The 17,258-nt window shown below is 66.9% G+C and carries 18 protein-coding genes; 8 read left to right on the top strand and 10 right to left on the bottom strand.

Annotated features, from left to right (window positions below):
- Positions 1-5 precede the first annotated feature (5 nt).
- The 5 genes from BN973_RS15745 to bfr form a co-directional block, all read right to left on the bottom strand.
- Entirely contained in the window at positions 6-1,142 is a 1,137-nt protein-coding gene (locus BN973_RS15745; protein ID WP_036469225.1) for an amidohydrolase family protein, read from the bottom strand.
- Positions 1,130-2,482: a type I glutamate--ammonia ligase gene (locus BN973_RS15740; RefSeq protein ID WP_036469223.1), complete on the bottom strand. Its 1,353-nt coding sequence runs from the start codon at positions 2,480-2,482 to the stop codon at positions 1,130-1,132. The genes BN973_RS15745 and BN973_RS15740 overlap by 13 nt, the downstream gene beginning before the upstream one ends.
- A 13-nt stretch (positions 2,483-2,495) precedes the next feature.
- Entirely contained in the window at positions 2,496-2,990 is a 495-nt protein-coding gene (locus BN973_RS15735; RefSeq protein ID WP_036469222.1) for a carboxymuconolactone decarboxylase family protein, read from the bottom strand.
- A gap of 42 nt (positions 2,991-3,032) precedes the next feature.
- The gene (locus BN973_RS15730) at positions 3,033-5,075 is read right to left on the bottom strand and encodes an MDR family MFS transporter (protein ID WP_036472498.1); all 2,043 of its coding nucleotides are present in this window, start codon (positions 5,073-5,075) and stop codon (positions 3,033-3,035) included.
- 101 nt (positions 5,076-5,176) lie between these two features.
- The gene (gene bfr, locus BN973_RS15725) at positions 5,177-5,665 is read right to left on the bottom strand and encodes a bacterioferritin (protein WP_036472497.1); all 489 of its coding nucleotides are present in this window, start codon (positions 5,663-5,665) and stop codon (positions 5,177-5,179) included.
- Between the two features lie 243 nt (positions 5,666-5,908).
- Here bfr and BN973_RS15720 point away from each other — a divergent pair, with 243 nt between their 5' ends.
- Complete coding sequence (locus BN973_RS15720; RefSeq protein WP_036472496.1) at positions 5,909-6,118, top strand: (2Fe-2S)-binding protein; 210 nt, start codon at positions 5,909-5,911, stop codon at positions 6,116-6,118.
- 39 nt (positions 6,119-6,157) lie between these two features.
- Here the strand turns inward: BN973_RS15720 and BN973_RS15715 are convergent, their stop codons facing one another.
- Genes BN973_RS15715 through BN973_RS15700 form a run of 4 tightly spaced genes read right to left on the bottom strand, consistent with a single transcriptional unit; the run spans position 6,158 to position 9,071 of the window.
- Positions 6,158-6,916, bottom strand: coding sequence for an enoyl-CoA hydratase/isomerase family protein (locus tag BN973_RS15715; protein WP_036469220.1), 759 nt, complete (start codon positions 6,914-6,916; stop codon positions 6,158-6,160).
- A gap of 37 nt (positions 6,917-6,953) precedes the next feature.
- Positions 6,954-7,397, bottom strand: a complete 444-nt coding sequence (locus tag BN973_RS15710; RefSeq protein ID WP_036469219.1) for a TIGR03618 family F420-dependent PPOX class oxidoreductase — start codon at positions 7,395-7,397, stop codon at positions 6,954-6,956.
- A gap of 9 nt (positions 7,398-7,406) precedes the next feature.
- Positions 7,407-8,108, bottom strand: coding sequence for an EthD domain-containing protein (locus BN973_RS15705; RefSeq protein WP_036469218.1), 702 nt, complete (start codon positions 8,106-8,108; stop codon positions 7,407-7,409).
- Between the two features lie 27 nt (positions 8,109-8,135).
- Positions 8,136-9,071 (bottom strand): hydrogen peroxide-inducible genes activator, encoded by a 936-nt coding sequence (locus BN973_RS15700; protein WP_036469217.1) that lies wholly within the window; start codon positions 9,069-9,071, stop codon positions 8,136-8,138.
- A 102-nt stretch (positions 9,072-9,173) separates the two neighbouring features.
- Here BN973_RS15700 and BN973_RS15695 point away from each other — a divergent pair, with 102 nt between their 5' ends.
- Genes BN973_RS15695 through BN973_RS15685 form a run of 3 tightly spaced genes read left to right on the top strand, consistent with a single transcriptional unit; the run spans position 9,174 to position 11,650 of the window.
- Positions 9,174-9,761: a peroxiredoxin gene (locus tag BN973_RS15695; RefSeq protein ID WP_036469215.1), complete on the top strand. Its 588-nt coding sequence runs from the start codon at positions 9,174-9,176 to the stop codon at positions 9,759-9,761.
- 14 nt (positions 9,762-9,775) lie between these two features.
- Entirely contained in the window at positions 9,776-10,312 is a 537-nt protein-coding gene (locus BN973_RS15690) for an alkyl hydroperoxide reductase (RefSeq protein ID WP_036469213.1), read from the top strand.
- A 21-nt stretch (positions 10,313-10,333) separates the two neighbouring features.
- Positions 10,334-11,650 (top strand): alpha-amylase family glycosyl hydrolase, encoded by a 1,317-nt coding sequence (locus tag BN973_RS15685; protein ID WP_036469210.1) that lies wholly within the window; start codon positions 10,334-10,336, stop codon positions 11,648-11,650.
- Here BN973_RS15685 and BN973_RS15680 read toward each other — a convergent pair.
- Entirely contained in the window at positions 11,647-12,081 is a 435-nt protein-coding gene (locus BN973_RS15680) for a DUF1810 domain-containing protein (RefSeq protein WP_036469207.1), read from the bottom strand. The genes BN973_RS15685 and BN973_RS15680 overlap by 4 nt on opposite strands.
- Positions 12,082-12,099: 18 nt before the next feature.
- On the opposite strand from BN973_RS15680, the gene BN973_RS15675 reads away from it, so the two are divergent.
- The 4 genes from BN973_RS15675 to BN973_RS15660 all read left to right on the top strand — a co-directional run.
- On the top strand, positions 12,100-13,335 hold the full coding sequence (locus tag BN973_RS15675; RefSeq protein WP_036472494.1) for an alpha-hydroxy acid oxidase: 1,236 nt from the start codon (positions 12,100-12,102) through the stop codon (positions 13,333-13,335).
- 101 nt (positions 13,336-13,436) lie between these two features.
- A complete protein-coding gene (locus tag BN973_RS15670) occupies positions 13,437-13,985 on the top strand; it encodes a CGNR zinc finger domain-containing protein (protein ID WP_036469201.1) in 549 nt (182 codons plus the stop codon).
- A gap of 62 nt (positions 13,986-14,047) precedes the next feature.
- A complete protein-coding gene (lon, locus tag BN973_RS15665) occupies positions 14,048-16,366 on the top strand; it encodes an endopeptidase La (RefSeq protein ID WP_036469200.1) in 2,319 nt (772 codons plus the stop codon).
- A gap of 272 nt (positions 16,367-16,638) precedes the next feature.
- Positions 16,639-17,258, top strand: a 620-nt coding sequence (locus tag BN973_RS15660; protein ID WP_036472492.1) for an IS110 family transposase, incomplete at its 3' end; no start/stop codon positions are given.

The raw sequence follows: 17,258 nt of genomic DNA, 5'->3' as shown, positions 1-17,258 counted from the left end.
CGCTGTTACCGCTGCCGCTCGTCGAGGCGATAGACGCGGGCGGCGTTTTGATACGCAATCAGATCGACCACCCGGATCGCATCGGCTTCGGACCATTCGCCGTCGTCGACGAATCCGCCCAATACTCGCCGAATACCGTTGCGCCACAACGTTGCACCCAAATAGTGCAATTCGGCCGGCCCGAAGCCGTCCGACGAATACAGGATCCTGCGAAATGGTGCCATCTCCAGCAGTCGGGCGATGAACGCCGGCGCCCGAGCGCCCAGGTAGTTGATGCTCAATCCGCCGTCGAGGTAGACGTTGTTGAAGGCCTGCGCCAGGTAGCCGGCCTCCCGCTCGTAGGGGTAGCAGTGCAGCAGCATGATCGGGGTGTCGCCGGATTGACGCAGGAAGTCCAGCAGATACAGCGGATTGGTCTTATTCAGATCGCAGTCGCGGTCGCCGAAGCCGACGTGGAACTGCAGCGGCTTGCCGACCCGCAACGCCTGATGCAGCCCGAACCGCAGCAGAACTCGATCCTGTAGTCGGGTCCCACCGACCTCTCGCCACCGGTCGGCGGCCTCGGCGACTTCGACCGCGCCCGGTTCGGTCAGGTCGCCATCGAATCCGCCGCGGTAGGCCAGGATGGACTTGGTGCCGACGGCACCGGCCGCACGCTGGTGCAGGATCTCTTCGAACGCCGACGCGTAGTCGCCGGGCGCCTGTGCGGCCTGTTCGGCCACCTGCTCGAGGCGGACGATCTCGTGGGCTCGGTTGCCGGACAGCGCGGTCAGCTCCGAGATATCGGTTGTGCCGGCACCGATTCCGGTGTCCACCAGCCAGTCGCTCACCCCGGCGGCCGGCAGAAACTTCCGGGCCAGCTCGCTCTCGGTGAATTCACTGCGACGCTCCCAATAGGCCCGCGGGTCAACGTGTTCGGGCAATCCCAGAATCGGGCCGCAATGGGCACGCACCGCGAAGCCGAGCTGGGAGTCGAAGCCGGAGTCCGTCAGGGGCTCGGTGTTGGCCTCGTTGAGGGCGTTCTCGAACCGTCGCCGGTCCCCCGGTTCTGACCAGCAGCCGTGCACGTGGTGGTCGATCAAAGCCACCTCGTCGATGTGGCGCGCGAGAGCCGACGAGGCAGCCACCGCTACAGGCTCCATGCCATCCGGAATTTGTCGGCCAGCTGCTCGGGGTTGAGGTCGCCGTAGTGCTCGTGCTCCAGGCGCCGGACCGCGACGACCATGTCGACTGCGGCATCACCCAGAATGGAGCGTAGCGACGCTGAATTATCCAGTGCGCCAATCATATCCGCTTGGGATCGGGCAAGGCTTTCGATACCCGCGCTGCGGCGCTCGGAATCGGACAGTTTCGCTGGGTCGACCGTCGTCTCCGGGGGTAGTGGCGCGTTGCGCCGGACTCCGTCCAGGGCCAGCCCGAGGATCGCCGCCGACGCGAGGTAGGGATTCGCCGACGGATCGACGATCTTCACCTCGACATTGCCTCCGTGCGCGCTGCCCGGGCCTCCTTTGACGAAACGCACTGCGGCTTCCCGATTCTCGATGCCCCAGCAGGCGTAGGCCCCCGCCCAATTGCCCGGCTGCATGCGCAACCCGGACACGATCGACCCGCACAGCACGGCTTGAGCCTGGGACAGCCCCCCGATCACTCCAGCGATCGCGCTCTGCCCCGCCGGCGTCATGCCTGCGGCGCCGGGGCCCCCGGAGAACAGCGGGCCGTCCGGCTTCGTCAGCGAGAAGTGTTGGTGTGCACCGGATCCGACACTGCCCGCAAACGGTGCCGGCGACAGGCTGATACGCAGTCCATGGCGGCGTGCGGCGCGGGCGAGGATGATGCGGGTCAACACCAACTGGTCGGCCGCGGCCACCGGCGGCAGTGGCGACAACGAGATCTCGAACTGGTTGGCCCCGTATTCGGGATGAAACTGCTCGATCCCCACACCGGAGGTCGCGGCCGCGGCGATGACGTCGCGGACGAAGCCCTCGTGTTCGAGCACACCGGCCAGTCCGTACTGCGCCCACAGTCTCGCCGGTAGTCGGCCGCCGTCGGGCTCCACCAGAACGAACTCGATCTCATGGCCGACGTTGGCCTCGATGCCGTCGTCGCCGAGCGCGGCTTCGATGCGGCCCAGGGTTCCGCGGCTGCAAGCGGAAACCGGTGTGCCGTCCTGCTCGAAGAACGCGGCTGGCCCCCACGCCAGCCCGTCGCCGAGAAGCCGCAACGCCGACAGGTCGATGCGCACGCGTTGATCGCCGATCACGCCGACGTCGTCGGTGAAGGCGATGCCGGTCTGGTCGATGGCGAAGGCGTGCCAGGACGGGCTGGCACCGAGGCCGGGGTCGGCGAAGGTGCTGGTGCGCCGGATCGGCACGGCCTTGGCCTGCGTGAGCCCGGCGGGGTTCACGACGGTGCCGATCACGGTGTCGACGCCCGCTGCCTCCAGCTGGGCTACCGCCGCGGCCGCAAGAGGCGTGGCGGTCATCGTCGGCGCAGTACTAAGCCCGGCTGGGCAGGGTCAGCATGCAGGCCTGACCGATGTCGAGGGTCCGCAACATCCGCCCCATGCCGACCCACAGCGCGCATGACATGGCGAGGTCGGCGAGCAGCTCTTCGGAGAAGTGCTCCTTGGCCCGGCTCCAGAAGTCTTCGTCATCGCGCAGCTTGGTGTGCTCGGTGCCGAACCGGTGCGCGAACTCGGCCGCCAGCCGTTCCTGTTCGCTGAATCCCGGCCAGGTGCGCCATTCCAGCGCGTGCTCGTAGAGCTCTTCGTCGACACCTGCGGCGGGCCCGTCGGCGTCGCGGGTGTTCATGCACACGGTGCATTCGTTGTCGTGGGCGATCACGGCGCGGGCGATTTCACGGGTGCGCATCGGCAGCCGGTTCTTGGTGTAGACGGCCTGGCTGAAGTTAGCGATCGCGCCGCCGAGGTCCGGAGACTTCGTGGCCCAGCTGTAGATGTCGTCGTCGGCGAACGTTCCGATTCGGCTCATGGCGTGATGGTACGCCCGCGCCCGCAATTTTTGGAACACGTTCTAATATCTGCCGCCGGCACCCGCCTCCAGCCGGCCGGTGCTCGGCGCGTCGTCGTGCCAATCGCGTTGGGCCAGAACACGGTGGGCGATGTGCTGCAGCGCCGTTTCGACTTCGCGGCGGTCCGGACGGCCCTGATAGCTGGGCGATCGGGACAGCTTGTCGACGATCCAGCCCAGCAGCAACGAATACACGTAGTCGACCTGCTGCGTCCCGGCCGGGGTCAGCCACATCTGATCGCCGTTGCGCTGCACGTAGCCGCCGGAGACCAGGCGCCCGAAGGTGGGTTCGAGCACCTCGAACGGGATCCGCATCGAGTCGCCGATGTCGGACAGCCGGGCCGTTCCGTACATCTGCCCGAACCGGTAGATGCGCATCACGCCCCACAGTCCGGCCACGTCGAGGCGGCAGTCGGGCCGCATCGCGATGCTGCGCAACCGAACTCCGGGGTCGCCGCGCAGCATGCGCGCAATCGCGTTCTCCAGCAGCCGTTCCGGAGTGTCGGTGGTCGGCATGCCGAACCCGTCACCGAGATCGACTGCGCTGTTGTGGATGTCGCGCAGCGGGACCTCGCGCAGGAACAACGCGAGGACAAACCCGAGCAGGGCGACCGGCGCCGCCCAGAAAAACACCTCGCTCAGCGACTCGGAATAGGCCGCCACGATGGGGGCGGCCACGTCGTGCGGCTGGCGATGCAGCGCGCCCGGTGAACTGACCGCGTCGGGCGCTGCGCCGCTGGCCGCCAGGGCCGCGGGCATCCGGCCGTCGAGGAAGTTCGAAAACAGTGAGCCGAAGATCGCGGCGCCGAACGAACTGCCGATGGTGCGAAAGAACGTCACACCCGAGGTGGCGACGCCGAGATCGTCGAAGTTCGAGGTGTTTTGCACGATGAGCACCAGCACCTGCATCGACAATCCGATCCCGGCGCCCAGGATGACGAGGTAGACGGACTGGACCAGGGCCGAGGTGGACGGGGTCATCCGCGACATCAGCAGAAACGCCACCGCCATCAACGCGGTGCCCATCACGGGAAAGACCTTGTAGCGGCCGGTCCGGCCGACCAGGGTGCCGCTGCCCGTCGAGGTGATCAGCATCCCGACCACCATCGGCAGCGTGCGCAGGCCCGACGTCGTCGCCGAGACGCCGTTGACGTACTGCATGTAGGTGGGCAGAAACGTCATCGCGCCCAGCATCGCGAAGCCGACCACGAAGGACAGCACACAGCAGACCGTGAACACCGGACTGGCGAACAACCGGGTCGGCAGGATTGGCTGCGGGACACGGCTTTCGACCCAGACGAACGCGGCCAGGGCCACCGCGGCGCCGACGAACAGGGCGATGATCGTCGGCGAACCCCACGGATACAGGGTGCCGCCCCAGCTGGTCGCCAGGGTCAGGCCGGCGGCGCCCACGCCGACCAACACGATTCCGCCGTAGTCGATGACGGGCTTGGTCGATGACGCTAGCGCCGGAATGGCCGCGGCCGCAACGAATATGACCAGCACCGAGACCGGAACGTTCACCCAGAACGCCCACCGCCAGGTCAGGTAGTCGGTGAAGTAGCCACCCAGCAGCGGCCCGACGACCGTCGTGACGCCGAAGACCGCGCCCAGGATGCCTTGGTAGCGGCCGCGTTCGCGCAACGGCACCACCTCACCGATCAGCGCGCTGGCCGTGACGGTGATGCCGCCGCCGCCGATTCCCTGCAGCGCCCGCGACCCCACCAACATGGCCATCGACTGCGACAGCCCGCACGACACCGACCCGATGACGAAAAACACGATGGCGGCCTGAAATACACGCTTGCGCCCGAACAGGTCACCGAGCTTGCCGACCAGCGCGGTGACGATCGTCGACGCCAAGAGGTAACTGGTGACGACCCAGGATTGGTGGCCGGCGTCGCCCAGGTCGGCGACGATGGTCGGCAGCGCGGTCGCGACGATGGTCTGGTCCAGCGCCGCCAGCAGCATGCCGAGCACGATCGCGACGAAGATCAGATTTCGCCGCTGCGGGGTGATCAGCGCGCCGCCGGCCGCCGGATCCATGACGACGGGGTTGGCTTGCGTCACCGCGCTCGATGCTGCTCTCGGGCTCGTCATACCCGCCTTCCCGTCGGCGTCCGATGCTAACGGGTACCCAGGAACGACTACGCGATCGAGCCCGGCGGCCGGGAGACGCATTGCGCCAAGTACAGCGGCTCGCCCAGCTTGTCCATCAGCTCGAGCTGCGTCTCCAGGTAGTCGACGTGGTTTTCCTCGTCGGCGATGATCTTCTCCAGCAAGAAGGCGCTGGTGCTGTCTTCTTTCGTGCGGCACATGATCACGCCGGGCTTGAGTCGGGCCAACACCTCGTACTCGATTGCCAGATCGGCCTCGAATTGCTCGCGCAGCGTCTGGCCGATGCGCAGCGAGAACAGGCGCTGGTAGTTGGGCAGGCCGTCCAGCAGCAAGATGCGGTCGGTGATCGCCTCGGCGTGGCGCATCTCGTCGAAGGACTCGGCGCGGGTGTGCTCGGCTATCTCGGTAAAGCCCCAGTTCTCTTGCATTTTCGAGTGCAGGAAGTACTGGTTGATCGCGGTCAGCTCGCTGGTCAGTTGCTCGTTGAGCAGACGCAGAACGTCCGGATCCCCTTGCATGATCACTCCTCCGGTGGTCGGGGCTGTCGTGGCTGGGCTCGGCAGGTGGGCTGGGCTGGAGCTCACCGTGCCGGCCAAGCAGCACTTTGCCACGCAGATTGGAATTGTTCCAGCAAGGTATGGCTGCGCTCACTAGCCGAAATGGCGTTACGGCGCGTAGTTAGGATCGTCTAACCTACTTAGGTTAGACTGGCATAACATGAGGCCTGTTCGGGTCGCTGCGGGTGGATGGGAGGTGTGCTGATGTACGTCTGTCTGTGCGTCGGCGTCACCAACCACACCGTGGCCGAGTGCGTGGCCCGTGGTGCGGCCACCTCCAAGGAGGTGGCGGCGGCATGCGGTGCGGGCGGCGACTGCGGACGGTGCCGGCGGACGTTGCGGGCCATCATCGAGGCATCAAGGCAAGTTGAGCAGCAAGCCGATGCCGAACTGGCGCCCGCGGTATCGCTCTAGCCGGCTGGCGCTTGGTCAATTCCGTTGGCGCTCAGCGCTTTAACTATTTTTTCGTTCCGCGAATGAGGCCAGGGCCGCGGCGTTGGCCTGCGCGCCCATCAGCTCGGCGAAGTGGGCGTTCTCCCGCGCGGTCGCGGCCGCGATCCCGGGCCGGATCGGTTCTGTCATGGTGTGTTTGACGGCCATCAGGCTCGAAACCGGCCGGGACGCCAGGATTTCGGCATACCGACGGGTTTCGGGCAGCAGCTCTTCCGGGTCGCAGACCCGCCAGACCAGGCCCATCCGCAGGGCCTCCTGCGCATCAACCCACTCCGATGACATCAACAACCATGCGGCGTTCTGCCGGCCGACCAACTGCGGCAGCAGATAGGACGAGGCCGCCTCGGGGGCCACGCCGAGGCTGGTGAACGGACACTTCAGCCGCGCCGTCGACGACATGAAGGCCAGGTCGGCGTAGCCGAGGATGGTGGCGCCGATCCCCACCCCGACACCGTTGACGGCGCAGATCAACGGCTTGGGAAACGCGCTCAGCGCGTCGATCATGCCGGGGAATCCGTGTTTGCCGACGGTGAAGTCCGGGTCGGTGATGCGCGCCTGCATCTCGGCGAGATCGGTGCCGGCGGAAAAGCCGCGCCCGGTCCCGGTCAGTATGACGACCGCGATCTCCGGATCGTCGGCGGCGGCCAACAGCGCCTCGGCGGTGGCGTCGTACAACGCTTCGTTGAAAGCGTTGAGCGCCTCTGGCCGGTTCAGCGTCAGGGTGCGTACCCGGTTGGTGTCATCGATCAGCAGCGTCACCGCTGCAGCCTAACCTCGCGACGTCGCCCGCCCGAGCTCACCCGTTGCTATAGACGCGGGCGGGGGCGATCAGCACCACGGCGCGGCGTTCCAGGGCCATCACCCGGTCGTACTCGTCCCAGTCGTCATGAGTTCCGCCGGCGGCGGTGAAGACCTCGCGAAGCAGCAGCCGCAACTGGTCGGAGTCGGCAAGCCAGGGCTGCGAGTCGTCGGGGCCGACCAGCTCTGCGTATCCTTCGGCGGTCGCCCACTGCCAGCCGTTGCGGAACGTGACGGCCAGTTGCGGCCGTGCGCGAAGATTCGCGAGTTTGACTTTGCCGTAGGTGGTGAAGCCAAGGACCGGCTCACCGGTCCGCGGATGCGGTAACAGTCCGACATTGACCAGCGACGCCTGCACGGTTCCGTCGGCACGAACCGTCGAGATCACCGCCAGTCCGCTTTCGGTCGCCGCCAGCGCCACCGCGTCCTCGAGTGTTGTCATGTGCCGTCCTCACGTTCTAAATGCTGCCTTGAACACGTAGCGGCTGGTCGGCACCGTGTCGATGTTCTCGTTGGCGCCGAATGCGGTTGTGCTGGCGACCATCTGGCCCAGCCGGTCCTGCAGGTCGTCATCGTCGGCGGCTCCGAAAAACGCCCTGAGATCGGTGACCGCTTCAATCGGGAACAACTCCTCGACGATCGCGGCGATTCCCGGCGCGTCGGGAGTCAGGGCTCGCACCACCCAGTTCTGGGTGTAGCCGAAGGTCGACTGTGTCTCGATGGCCACCGAGGTGTGGTGGAGCTGCCAGCGGTCCAGCCAGGTCGCCTGGTCCAGCTCCGGGGGCCGGCGAAGCAGCGCGATGTTAGCGAAACCCGTTGTGCGGGAGCCAGGATCGCCGCCCGGAAAGGGCAGCGGGACGGACTCGGTCACCAGGTAGGCGGCCAGCTGCTCGCATTCTGCCGCCAGCAGCTTCAGCGCCGCCGTCATCTGCTCGCCGTAGCACTGCTGAGTCCACATGCTCACGACCGCACCGGCCGGTGGGTCCATGGTCGTCAACGTCATCAGCGAGTGCCGCACCGCGGCGTCTCGCACATTGACGGCCAGCCCGGGCAGGCCCAGGTCCAGTAGCTCCTCGGCGACCGGGCCTCGTTGGCGGGCACACCAATCGTCGTCGGAGTCGGCCGGCCGCAGCACCGCGATCACCTTTTCCATAGCTGGCAACCTACCGTTGGTGCCGGCCTATTTGACCAGGCGCACCTGCTGTTCGCTGCTCACCGACTCGCCGATGACGGCGGCGAGCCGCCGAAAGGGTTCGTCGCGCCCACTGGACGCGCGGAACACCAGGCCGATTCGCCGGCCCGGGCGCGGAGCAGCGAACTGCGCGAGCCCGAGCTGGCTTCGCGCCGCCTCGACCGGTGCGGCGCTCTGCGGGATCAGGGTCACCCCCAGCCCGCCGGTCACGCATTGCACCGCGGTTGCCAGCGAGGCCGCGCGGGTGTCGGCGAGTTCGGCCCGGACACCCGCCTTCTGGCAGACGTCGAGCGCCTGGTCGCGTAGGCAGTGCCCCTCGTCCAGCAACAGCAGCGGCAAGTCCGCCAACGCCGACGCGGGTACCCGGCGCTTGCCGGACAGCCGATGTCCGGGCGGTACGGCGAGCAGGAAGTCCTCCTCGTAGATCGGAACTTCCGTGATCCCGCTGGTGCCGTCGGGCAGTGCGATCAGCGCCGCGTCCAGCGACCCGCCGCGCAGCGCCGTCAGCAGGCGCTCGGTCTGGTCCTCGATCACCCGCAGGGTCAGTGCGGGAAGGCGACTGGCCAGCCCGGCCAGCACGGTGGGCAGGACGTAGGGCGCCACCGTCGGGATCATGCCGAGGCGCAGGGTGCCCTGCAGCGGATCCGAGGTGCCCGCCGCGGCAGCGGTGAACGCCTCGGCCGCCTCGACCACGGCCTGGGCCAGCGGTAGCAGTTGCGTACCTTCCCGCGTCAAGCGGACACGCCGGGTCGAGCGTTCGACGAGATGGGTGTCGAGGCCCGCCTCCAGTGCGGCCAGCGACTGCGACAGCGTGGACTGGCTGACGCCGAGAGCCGTTGCAGCACCGCCGAAATGGTGTTTCTCGGCGATCGCGGCGAACGCGCGTAGCCCGGCCAGGGTGGGCTGAAAACTCTTATCGGTCATGGCTATAAGTATAGTGTGATATATCACCTTTACTTCAGACACCGCTCCCGGCAACATAGTGGAAGGCAACTAATCTTGACTAATTCCAGATAAGGAGCGGACATGGCACTGCTTACGATCGGCGATCAGTTCCCCGCCTATGAGCTGACCGGGCTGATCGGTGGCGACCTGTCGAAGGTCGACGCCCAGCAACCCGAGGACTACTTCAAGACCTTCTCCAGCGACGGCCACGAGGGCAAGTGGCGGATCGTGTTCTTCTGGCCCAAGGACTTCACCTTCGTCTGCCCGACCGAGATCGCCGCGTTCGGCAAGCTGAACGACGAGTTCGAAGATCGCGACGCGCAGGTGCTCGGCGTCTCGGTGGACAGCGAGTTCGTGCACTTCCAGTGGCGTGCCCAGCACGAGGACCTCAAGAAGCTGCCGTTCCCGATGCTCTCTGACATCAAGCGCGAACTCGCGTTGGCCACCGGTGTGCTCAACGCCGACGGCGTCGCCGACCGGGTGACCTTCATCGTCGACCCGAACAACGAGATCCAATTCGTCTCGGCGACCGCAGGTTCCGTGGGGCGTAACGTGGACGAGGTGCTGCGGGTCCTGGACGCTCTGCAATCCGACGAGCTGTGTGCCTGCAACTGGCGCAAGGGCGACCCGACGCTGAACGCCGGCGAGCTGCTCAAGGCTTCGGCGTAGATTCCGAGGCTGTGATGAGCGTCGAGAATCTGAAGGAAGCGCTGCCCGAGTACGCCAAGGACCTCAAGCTCAACCTGGGCTCGATCGCCCGCACCACCGTGCTGAACGACGAGCAGTTGTGGGGCACGTTGCTGGCGAGTGCGGCAGCCACGCGAAACACCCAGGTACTGGCCGAGATTGGGGCCGAGGCAGCCGACAACCTGTCTGCCGAGGCGTATCAGGCGGCGCTGGGTGCCGCGTCGATCATGGGCATGAACAACGTGTTCTACCGGGGCCGCGGGTTCCTGGAGGGCAAGTACGACGACCTGCGGGCGGGATTGCGGATGAACATCATCGGCAATCCGGGCGTGGACAAGGCGAATTTCGAGCTCTGGTCGTTCGCGGTGTCGTCGATCAACGGGTGTTCGCACTGCGTTGTCGCGCACGAGCACACCCTGCGGGAGGCCGGCGTGGACCGCGAGGTGATCCTGGAAGCCCTGAAAGCCGCCGCGATCGTTTCGGGTGTGGCACAGGCGATCACCACCGCCGAGACACTGGCGGGCGTCGGTTGATCGTCAGTTCGTGACTCGCCGATGACGCCGACGTGGGTCCGACACGCGATCTGGTGGCAGGTCTATCCCTTGGGCTTCGTGGGCGCCTTTCCCACATCCGAGGGATCGACCGCGCCGGGTCCGGACGAACACCGGTTGCGGCGGCTCGTCGAATGGTTCGATCACGCCATCGAGCTGGGGGCGTCCGGAATCGCGTTGGGGCCGGTGTTCGCTTCGCGCACACACGGTTACGACACGACCGACCATTACCGGATCGACCCCCGGCTCGGTGACGACGGCGATTTCGACTATCTGATCACCGAAGCGCGGGCCCGTGGTTTGCGGGTGCTGCTCGACGGCGTCTTCAATCATGTCGGGGTGGACTTCGGCCGCTACCGCGAGGCGACGCACGACGACACGGCCGCCGCGGACTGGTTCCGTGGCAGGCACGGGCGATTTCACACCTTCGAGGGCCATTCCGAGCTCATCACCCTCGATCACGGCAACCCGGACGTCGTCGACTACGTCGTCGACGTGATGGCGCACTGGCTACAGCGCGGCGCGGACGGGTGGCGGCTGGACGCGGCTTACGCTGTGCCACCCCAATTCTGGGCTTCGGTGTTGCCCAGAGTGGGCGAGCGGCATCCCGACGCCTGGTTCGTCGGCGAACTCATCCACGGCGATTATGCGGCGATCGTCGAGCAGGCCACGTTCGACTCGGCCACCCAGTACGAGCTGTGGAAGGCGATCTGGAGCAGCCTCAACGACGGCAACTTCTTCGAGCTGGACTGGGCGCTGCAGCGGCACACCGAGTTCCTGGCCCACTTCGCGCCGCTGACGTTCGTCGGCAATCACGACGTCACGCGCATCGCCAGCCGGCTGGTCAAACCCGATCACCTGCCGCACGCGCTGGTGCTGCTGTTGACGATCGGCGGCGTGCCCAGCGTGTACGCCGGGGACGAGTTCGGCTTCCGCGCCGTCAAAGAGGAGCGCTACGGCGGTGACGACGCGGTGCGCCCGGAATTCACCTCTCCCCCACTGCAATTGGACGGCTTCGGCACCGAGATGTGGCGGCTGCACCAGTTCCTGGTGGGGCTGCGCCGTCGCCACCCCTGGCTGCATGCGGCCACCACCAGGTCGCTGCGGCTGGCCAATCGGCACTACGTCTACGAGACGCGCAGCGGCGACGATGCGCTGTTGGTTTTACTCAACATCGACGACGAGCCGCTGCGTCTGGTGCTGCCGGAGCTGGGCCAGGCGCGCGCCGAGGTGGTCGCCGGATCCGCGGCCCCACCCGGCGACACCGTCGGCGAAGTGACCCTCGAGCCGCACGGCTGGCGAATCCTGCGGCCGGTTTAGCCGCGCAGCTGGGCCAGCGTCAGGGCGTCCTGCTCGCCGCCGTAGTAATTGTCCAGCAGCGTGATGAAGTCCTGATGGTCGTCGGTCGCCAGGGCGAACAGCGTCATCGACGAGCGCAGCTTCAGATCGTCGGGTGAGCCGAAGATCTCCGTAATCGAGCGGCCTCGCACCTGATTGACCAGTTGGGTGCACTCATGCAGCCGCGGCCCCAGCACGCCATGCCCCAGATACGCGCGGGCCTCCTGAAGCGACGAAATGCCGTAGTGCACGGCCGTCGGGCTGCTGCCGAGGCCGCGCAGCTGCGGGAAGATGTACCACATCCAGTGACCCCGTTTTCTGCCGCCGCGCAACTCCTCGACGACCGAGGGGTAGACCGGGGTTTGCGCGACAACGAAGCGTGTCAGATCGAAGGGATCGTCTGGCCAGTCCATATGACTACGGTGACATACATGGTGGTCAAACGACGCATGCCCAAAGCCCGCGACCTGGCCCCGCTCCTGCAGTTCAAGCGGCCTGTCTTCGATGCGACCAGGCGCCGGCTCGACGCGGCATTCACGATCGAGGATCTGCGGCGCATCGCCAAACGCCGTACCCCCAAGGCGGCATTCGACTACACCGACGGGGCGGCCGAGGACGAGCTGTCGCTCGCGCGTGCGCGACAAGCCTTCCGCGACATCGAGTTTCACCCGACGATCCTGCGCGACGTCTCCCAAGTGACCGCCGGCTGGAACGTGCTGGGTCAGCCGGTCGTCTTGCCGTTCGGCATCGCACCGACCGGTTTCACCCGGTTGATGCAGACCGAGGGCGAGATCGCCGGCGCCGCCGCGGCGGCCAGGGCCGGCATCCCGTTCTCGCTGTCCACCCTGGGCACCTGCGCGATCGAAGACCTGGTGGCAGCGGTCCCGCAGGGCCGCAAATGGTTTCAGTTGTACATGTGGAAGGACCGCGAGCGATCGATGGCGCTGGTCAAACGTGCCGCCGATGCGGGATTCGACACCCTGCTGGCCACCGTCGACGTGCCCGTCTCCGGGGCACGGTTCCGCGACAACCGCAACGGCATGACGATCCCCCCGTCGCTGACGCTGCGCACCGTGCTGGACGCGGTGCCGCATCCGAAGTGGTGGTTCGACCTGTTGACCACCGAGCCGCTGGCATTCGCGTCGCTGGATCGCTGGCCGGGGACCGTCGCCGAGTACCTCAGCACGATGTTCGACCCGAGCCTCACCTTCGACGACCTGGCCTGGATCAAGGAGCAATGGCCGGGCAAGCTGGTGGTCAAAGGAATTCAGACGCTCGACGACGCGCGTGCCGCGGTCGACCGCGGCGTCGACGGTATCGTGCTGTCCAATCACGGTGGCCGCCAGCTGGATCGGGCGCCGGTGCCCTTCCACCTGTTGCCGGTGGTGGCGCGCGAGCTGGGTAAGGACACCGAGATCCTGGTGGATACCGGCATCATGTCCGGCGCCGACATCGTGGCGGCGATCGCGCTGGGAGCGCGGTGCACGCTGGTCGGCCGGGCCTATCTCTACGGGCTGATGGCCGGCGGCGAGGCCGGAGTCAACCGCGCGATAGACATACTCGAAAGCGGCGTGCTGCGCACCATGCGGCTACTCGGTGTGACGTGCCTCGAGGAGCTGTCCCCCGCCCACGTGACGCAGCTGCGCCGGCTCGCCCCGGTCGAGTAAGGGGTCTCCCTCGCCGACCGTGAAGCCGGCCGAACGCTCGGTCTTCGATCTCCCCCGTCGTTCCGCTAGCGCCGGGCCGTGAAACCTTTTAAGGTGGTTACGTGAAATTCGCGTATGTGTGCGGGCGGTCGTGCCTCAACTTCGCGGGCACGTTGAAGCACCGCAACACCTCACGCGAGGAGCGCTTGGTCGAACCCGCCGTGCTCTCGGAATGGGCGGTGCAGGCGGGGCTGGTGGATGCCGGCATCGACGTCAGCGCCGACGATCTCGGCACCGCGATCGAAGTGCGCGAAGCGATCTACCGGACCGCGACCGCGCTGCTGGACCGTCGCGTGCCGGAGCCGACCGATGTCGAGCTGCTCAACGAGCAGGCATCGCGACCCCGGCTGACCCCGCGGCTGCTCTCCAACGGCGACACCTGCCGCGAGGGCACCGCGGCCCAGCTGATCGCCACCTTGGCCGCGGACCTGCTTGATCTGCTCGCCGGGCGCGACTTCGGCAACGTCAAACGGTGCGCGCACCCGAACTGCTCGCTGCTCTACGTCGACTCCTCCCGGGCGAAGAACCGCCACTGGTGCGGCATGGCCACCTGCGGCAACAAGGTCAAGGTCCAGGCCTTCCGGGCCCGCCAGCGCGCATCGGCCAACTGATCTCGGGAACAAAAGCCATACGCCAAAGGTTGAGCGCAACAGACTAAACCTTTGGAGTATTGATGTCTGAACCCAAATCAGTGCCGGTGCTGTTCGTCGCCGACACGATCGTGTTGCCCGGAATGGTTGTGCCGATCGAGCTGGACGATGCCGCGCGTGCGGCCATCGACGCGGCGCGGGCCACTGAATCAGGTGACCTGCTGATCGCCCCGCGCCTCGAGGACCGGTATCCCTCGCACGGTGTCATCGCGAAGATTCTCACACTGGGCCGCATCGCCGGGGGCGGTGGCACCGCCGCCGTGGTGCGTGGCGAGCGCAGGGCGCAGATCGGTGCGGGAGCCACCGGTCCCGGCGCGGCCCTGTGGGTCGAGGTGACCGAGGTCGACGACACCGACGCCACCGACGAGGTCAAGGCCCTCGCGGCGGAGTACAAGAAGCTGCTGCTGGCCATGCTGCAACGCCGCGAGGCCTGGCAGATCATCGACTACGTCAACAGCCTGACCGATCCGTCGGCGCTGGCCGACACGTCGGGCTACGCCTCCTATCTGACCGACGTGCAGAAGCGACGGCTGCTGGAGACCACGGATGTCGCCGAGCGGCTGAAGGTCCTGATCGACTGGACCGCCGATCATTTGGCCGAAGTCGAGGTCAACGACAAGATCGCCGAAGACGTCCGCGAGGGCATGGAGAAGACGCAGAAGGAGTTCCTGCTGCGCCAACAGCTCACCGCCATCCGCAAGGAGCTGGGCGAGGGTGAACCCGACGGTTCCGACGACTACCGGGCGCGTGTGGAGGCCGCCGAGCTGCCCGAGAAGGTGCGCGAGGCCGCGCTGCGCGAGGTCGGCAAGCTCGAACGCTCCAGCGACCAGAGCCCGGAAAGCGGCTGGATCCGGACCTGGCTGGACACCGTGCTCGACCTGCCGTGGAACGTCCGCACCGAGGACTCCACGGATCTGGCGGCGGCGCGGGCCGTCCTGGACGCCGACCACCACGGCCTGAACGACGTCAAGGACCGCATCGTGGAATACCTGGCCGTGCGTGCGCGCCGAGCGGAGCGTGGGCTGCAGGTGGTCGGCGGCCGGGGATCCGGCGCGGTGATGGCGCTGGCCGGTCCACCCGGGGTCGGCAAGACGTCGCTGGGTGAGAGCGTGGCCCGGGCGCTGGGCCGCAAGTTCGTGCGCGTCGCACTGGGCGGCGTGCGCGACGAGGCCGAGATCCGTGGGCACCGGCGCACCTACGTGGGTGCGTTGCCCGGCCGGATCGTGCGCGCGATCGGCGAGGCGGGATCGATGAATCCGGTTGTGCTGCTTGACGAAATCGACAAGGTCGGTTCCGACTATCGCGGCGATCCTTCGGCTGCCTTGCTGGAGGTCCTGGACCCGGCGCAGAACCACACGTTCCGCGACCACTACCTGGATCTGGACCTCGACCTGTCCGACGTCGTGTTCCTGGCCACCGCCAACGTGATCGAGAACATCCCGTCGGCGCTGCTGGACCGCATGGAGTTGGTGCAGATCGACGGCTACACCGAAGACGACAAGGTCGCCATCGCCCGCGAATACCTGCTGCCCCGGCAGCGGGAGCGGGCGGCGCTGACCGCCGACGAGGTGACGGTGACCGACGACGCGCTGCGCAAGATCGCCGCCGACTACACCCGGGAGCCGGGGGTTCGGCAGTTCGAGCGGCTGCTGGCCAAGGCGCTGCGCAAGGTGACCACGAAGATCGCCGAGGAACCGGTGACGATCGACGAACCGGACCTGGTGGATTACCTTGGGCGCCCGCGGTTTACGCCGGAATCGGCCGAACGCACCGCGGTGCCCGGCGTGGCCACCGGCCTGGCCGTGACGGGCCTGGGCGGCGACGTGCTCTACATCGAGGCCGGGGCCACCGACGGTGAGCCGGGTCTGCAGCTGACCGGTCAGCTGGGCGACGTGATGAAGGAGTCCGCGCAGATCGCGCTGTCCTACGTCCGCTCCCACGCTGACGCGTTGGGCGTCGACCCGAAGGCGCTGGACCGGCGCATCCACGTGCACGTGCCCGCGGGCGCGGTGCCCAAGGATGGCCCGTCGGCCGGTGTCACGATGGTCACCGCGCTGGTATCGATGGCCACCGGGCGTCAGGTGCGCTCCGACGTCGGCATGACCGGGGAGGTCACGCTGAACGGACGGGTGCTACCCATCGGCGGTGTCAAGCAGAAGCTGCTGGCCGCCCAACGGGCCGGCCTGTCAACGGTTTTCATCCCGCAGCGAAACGAACCGGACCTGGACGACGTGCCGGCCGAGGTGCTCGACGCGCTGACGGTCAAACCGATGACGGACGTCGCGGAAATCGTCGCGCAGGCTCTCGAACCGGCGGCGCAGACGGCCACGGTCGCGGCCTGACCGCCTCACCAGGCAGCAGGTGTCGGTGCGAACGACTACCGTCGCCTCAGTGTCAGGGTGAGGTTGCCGCGTAGAGCGGTGGTTGGATCCTGGTCACCTGGTGTCTGGCTCGTAGCGTCGCTGCCGCCCTCGGGTTGGCGTTCATGGGTTTTGTCGGCATCAGGTGTGAAGGACCGGCCGGCGTGACTTGATAGGAGCGTGGCACCGCCCCCGACTGAGATGTGTCCGCCGACCGGCCCAACCGTCACCTCACAGTGAAGGAGGCAACCACCATGGTTGTTGTTGGAGCCGATGTCCACAAGCGCACCCACACGTTTGTCGCCGTCGACGAGGTTGGCCGAAAGCTCGGCGAGAAGGTCGTGGACGCCACAACTGCCGGCCATCGCTGGGCATTGCGGTGGGCCCGCGATCAGTTCGGTGTGGAGCTGGTCTGGGCGATCGAGGATTGTCGGCACCTGTCTGCTCGTTTGGAGCGCGACCTGTTGACTACCGGTCAGAAGGTGGTGCGGGTACCACCGAAGTTGATGGCGCTGACCCGTAAGTCGGCGCGGACCCGGGGTAAGTCCGATCCGATCGACGCGTTGGCGGTGGCGCGGGCGTTCTTACGTGAACCGGATTTGCCGGTGGCCTCTCATGACGAGACATCGCGGGAATTGAAATTGTTGGTGGATCGGCGTGAAGATCTTGTGGCACAGAGAACCTCGACGATCAACCGGCTGTTGTGGCGAGTTCACGAACTCGATCCTTCCCATGCACCCAAGGCCGCTTCGTTGGATCTGGCTAAGCACCGCGACGTGCTGCGGGCGTGGTTGGACACCGTGCCCGGCTTGGTGGCCGAATTGGCTCGTGATGAGCTGGCCGACGTCACCCGGCTCACCGAGATGATCAACGG

It is taken from the genome of Mycobacterium triplex (genome assembly GCF_000689255.1).
GTDB classification, from domain to species: domain Bacteria; phylum Actinomycetota; class Actinomycetes; order Mycobacteriales; family Mycobacteriaceae; genus Mycobacterium; species Mycobacterium triplex.
The sequence above is the reverse complement of the archived record's forward strand: the minus strand, read 5'-3'. Positions and strand labels throughout refer to the sequence as shown.

Bases quoted from the DNA above. Each gene is read 5' to 3' on its own strand.
- BN973_RS15745 (WP_036469225.1), bottom strand. From the start codon at position 1,142: ATGGAGCCTGTAGCGGTGGCTGCCTCGTCGGCTCTCGCGCGCCACATC.
- BN973_RS15740 (WP_036469223.1), bottom strand. From the start codon at position 2,482: ATGACCGCCACGCCTCTTGCGGCCGCGGCGGTAGCCCAGCTGGAGGCA.
- BN973_RS15735 (WP_036469222.1), bottom strand. From the start codon at position 2,990: ATGAGCCGAATCGGAACGTTCGCCGACGACGACATCTACAGCTGGGCC.
- BN973_RS15730 (WP_036472498.1), bottom strand. From the start codon at position 5,075: ATGGATCCGGCGGCCGGCGGCGCGCTGATCACCCCGCAGCGGCGAAAT.
- bfr (WP_036472497.1), bottom strand. From the start codon at position 5,665: ATGCAAGGGGATCCGGACGTTCTGCGTCTGCTCAACGAGCAACTGACC.
- BN973_RS15720 (WP_036472496.1), top strand. From the start codon at position 5,909: ATGTACGTCTGTCTGTGCGTCGGCGTCACCAACCACACCGTGGCCGAG.
- BN973_RS15710 (WP_036469219.1), bottom strand. From the start codon at position 7,397: ATGACAACACTCGAGGACGCGGTGGCGCTGGCGGCGACCGAAAGCGGA.
- BN973_RS15705 (WP_036469218.1), bottom strand. From the start codon at position 8,108: ATGGAAAAGGTGATCGCGGTGCTGCGGCCGGCCGACTCCGACGACGAT.
- BN973_RS15700 (WP_036469217.1), bottom strand. From the start codon at position 9,071: ATGACCGATAAGAGTTTTCAGCCCACCCTGGCCGGGCTACGCGCGTTC.
- BN973_RS15695 (WP_036469215.1), top strand. From the start codon at position 9,174: ATGGCACTGCTTACGATCGGCGATCAGTTCCCCGCCTATGAGCTGACC.
- BN973_RS15690 (WP_036469213.1), top strand. From the start codon at position 9,776: ATGAGCGTCGAGAATCTGAAGGAAGCGCTGCCCGAGTACGCCAAGGAC.
- BN973_RS15685 (WP_036469210.1), top strand. From the start codon at position 10,334: ATGACGCCGACGTGGGTCCGACACGCGATCTGGTGGCAGGTCTATCCC.
- BN973_RS15680 (WP_036469207.1), bottom strand. From the start codon at position 12,081: ATGGACTGGCCAGACGATCCCTTCGATCTGACACGCTTCGTTGTCGCG.
- BN973_RS15675 (WP_036472494.1), top strand. From the start codon at position 12,100: ATGGTGGTCAAACGACGCATGCCCAAAGCCCGCGACCTGGCCCCGCTC.
- lon (WP_036469200.1), top strand. From the start codon at position 14,048: ATGTCTGAACCCAAATCAGTGCCGGTGCTGTTCGTCGCCGACACGATC.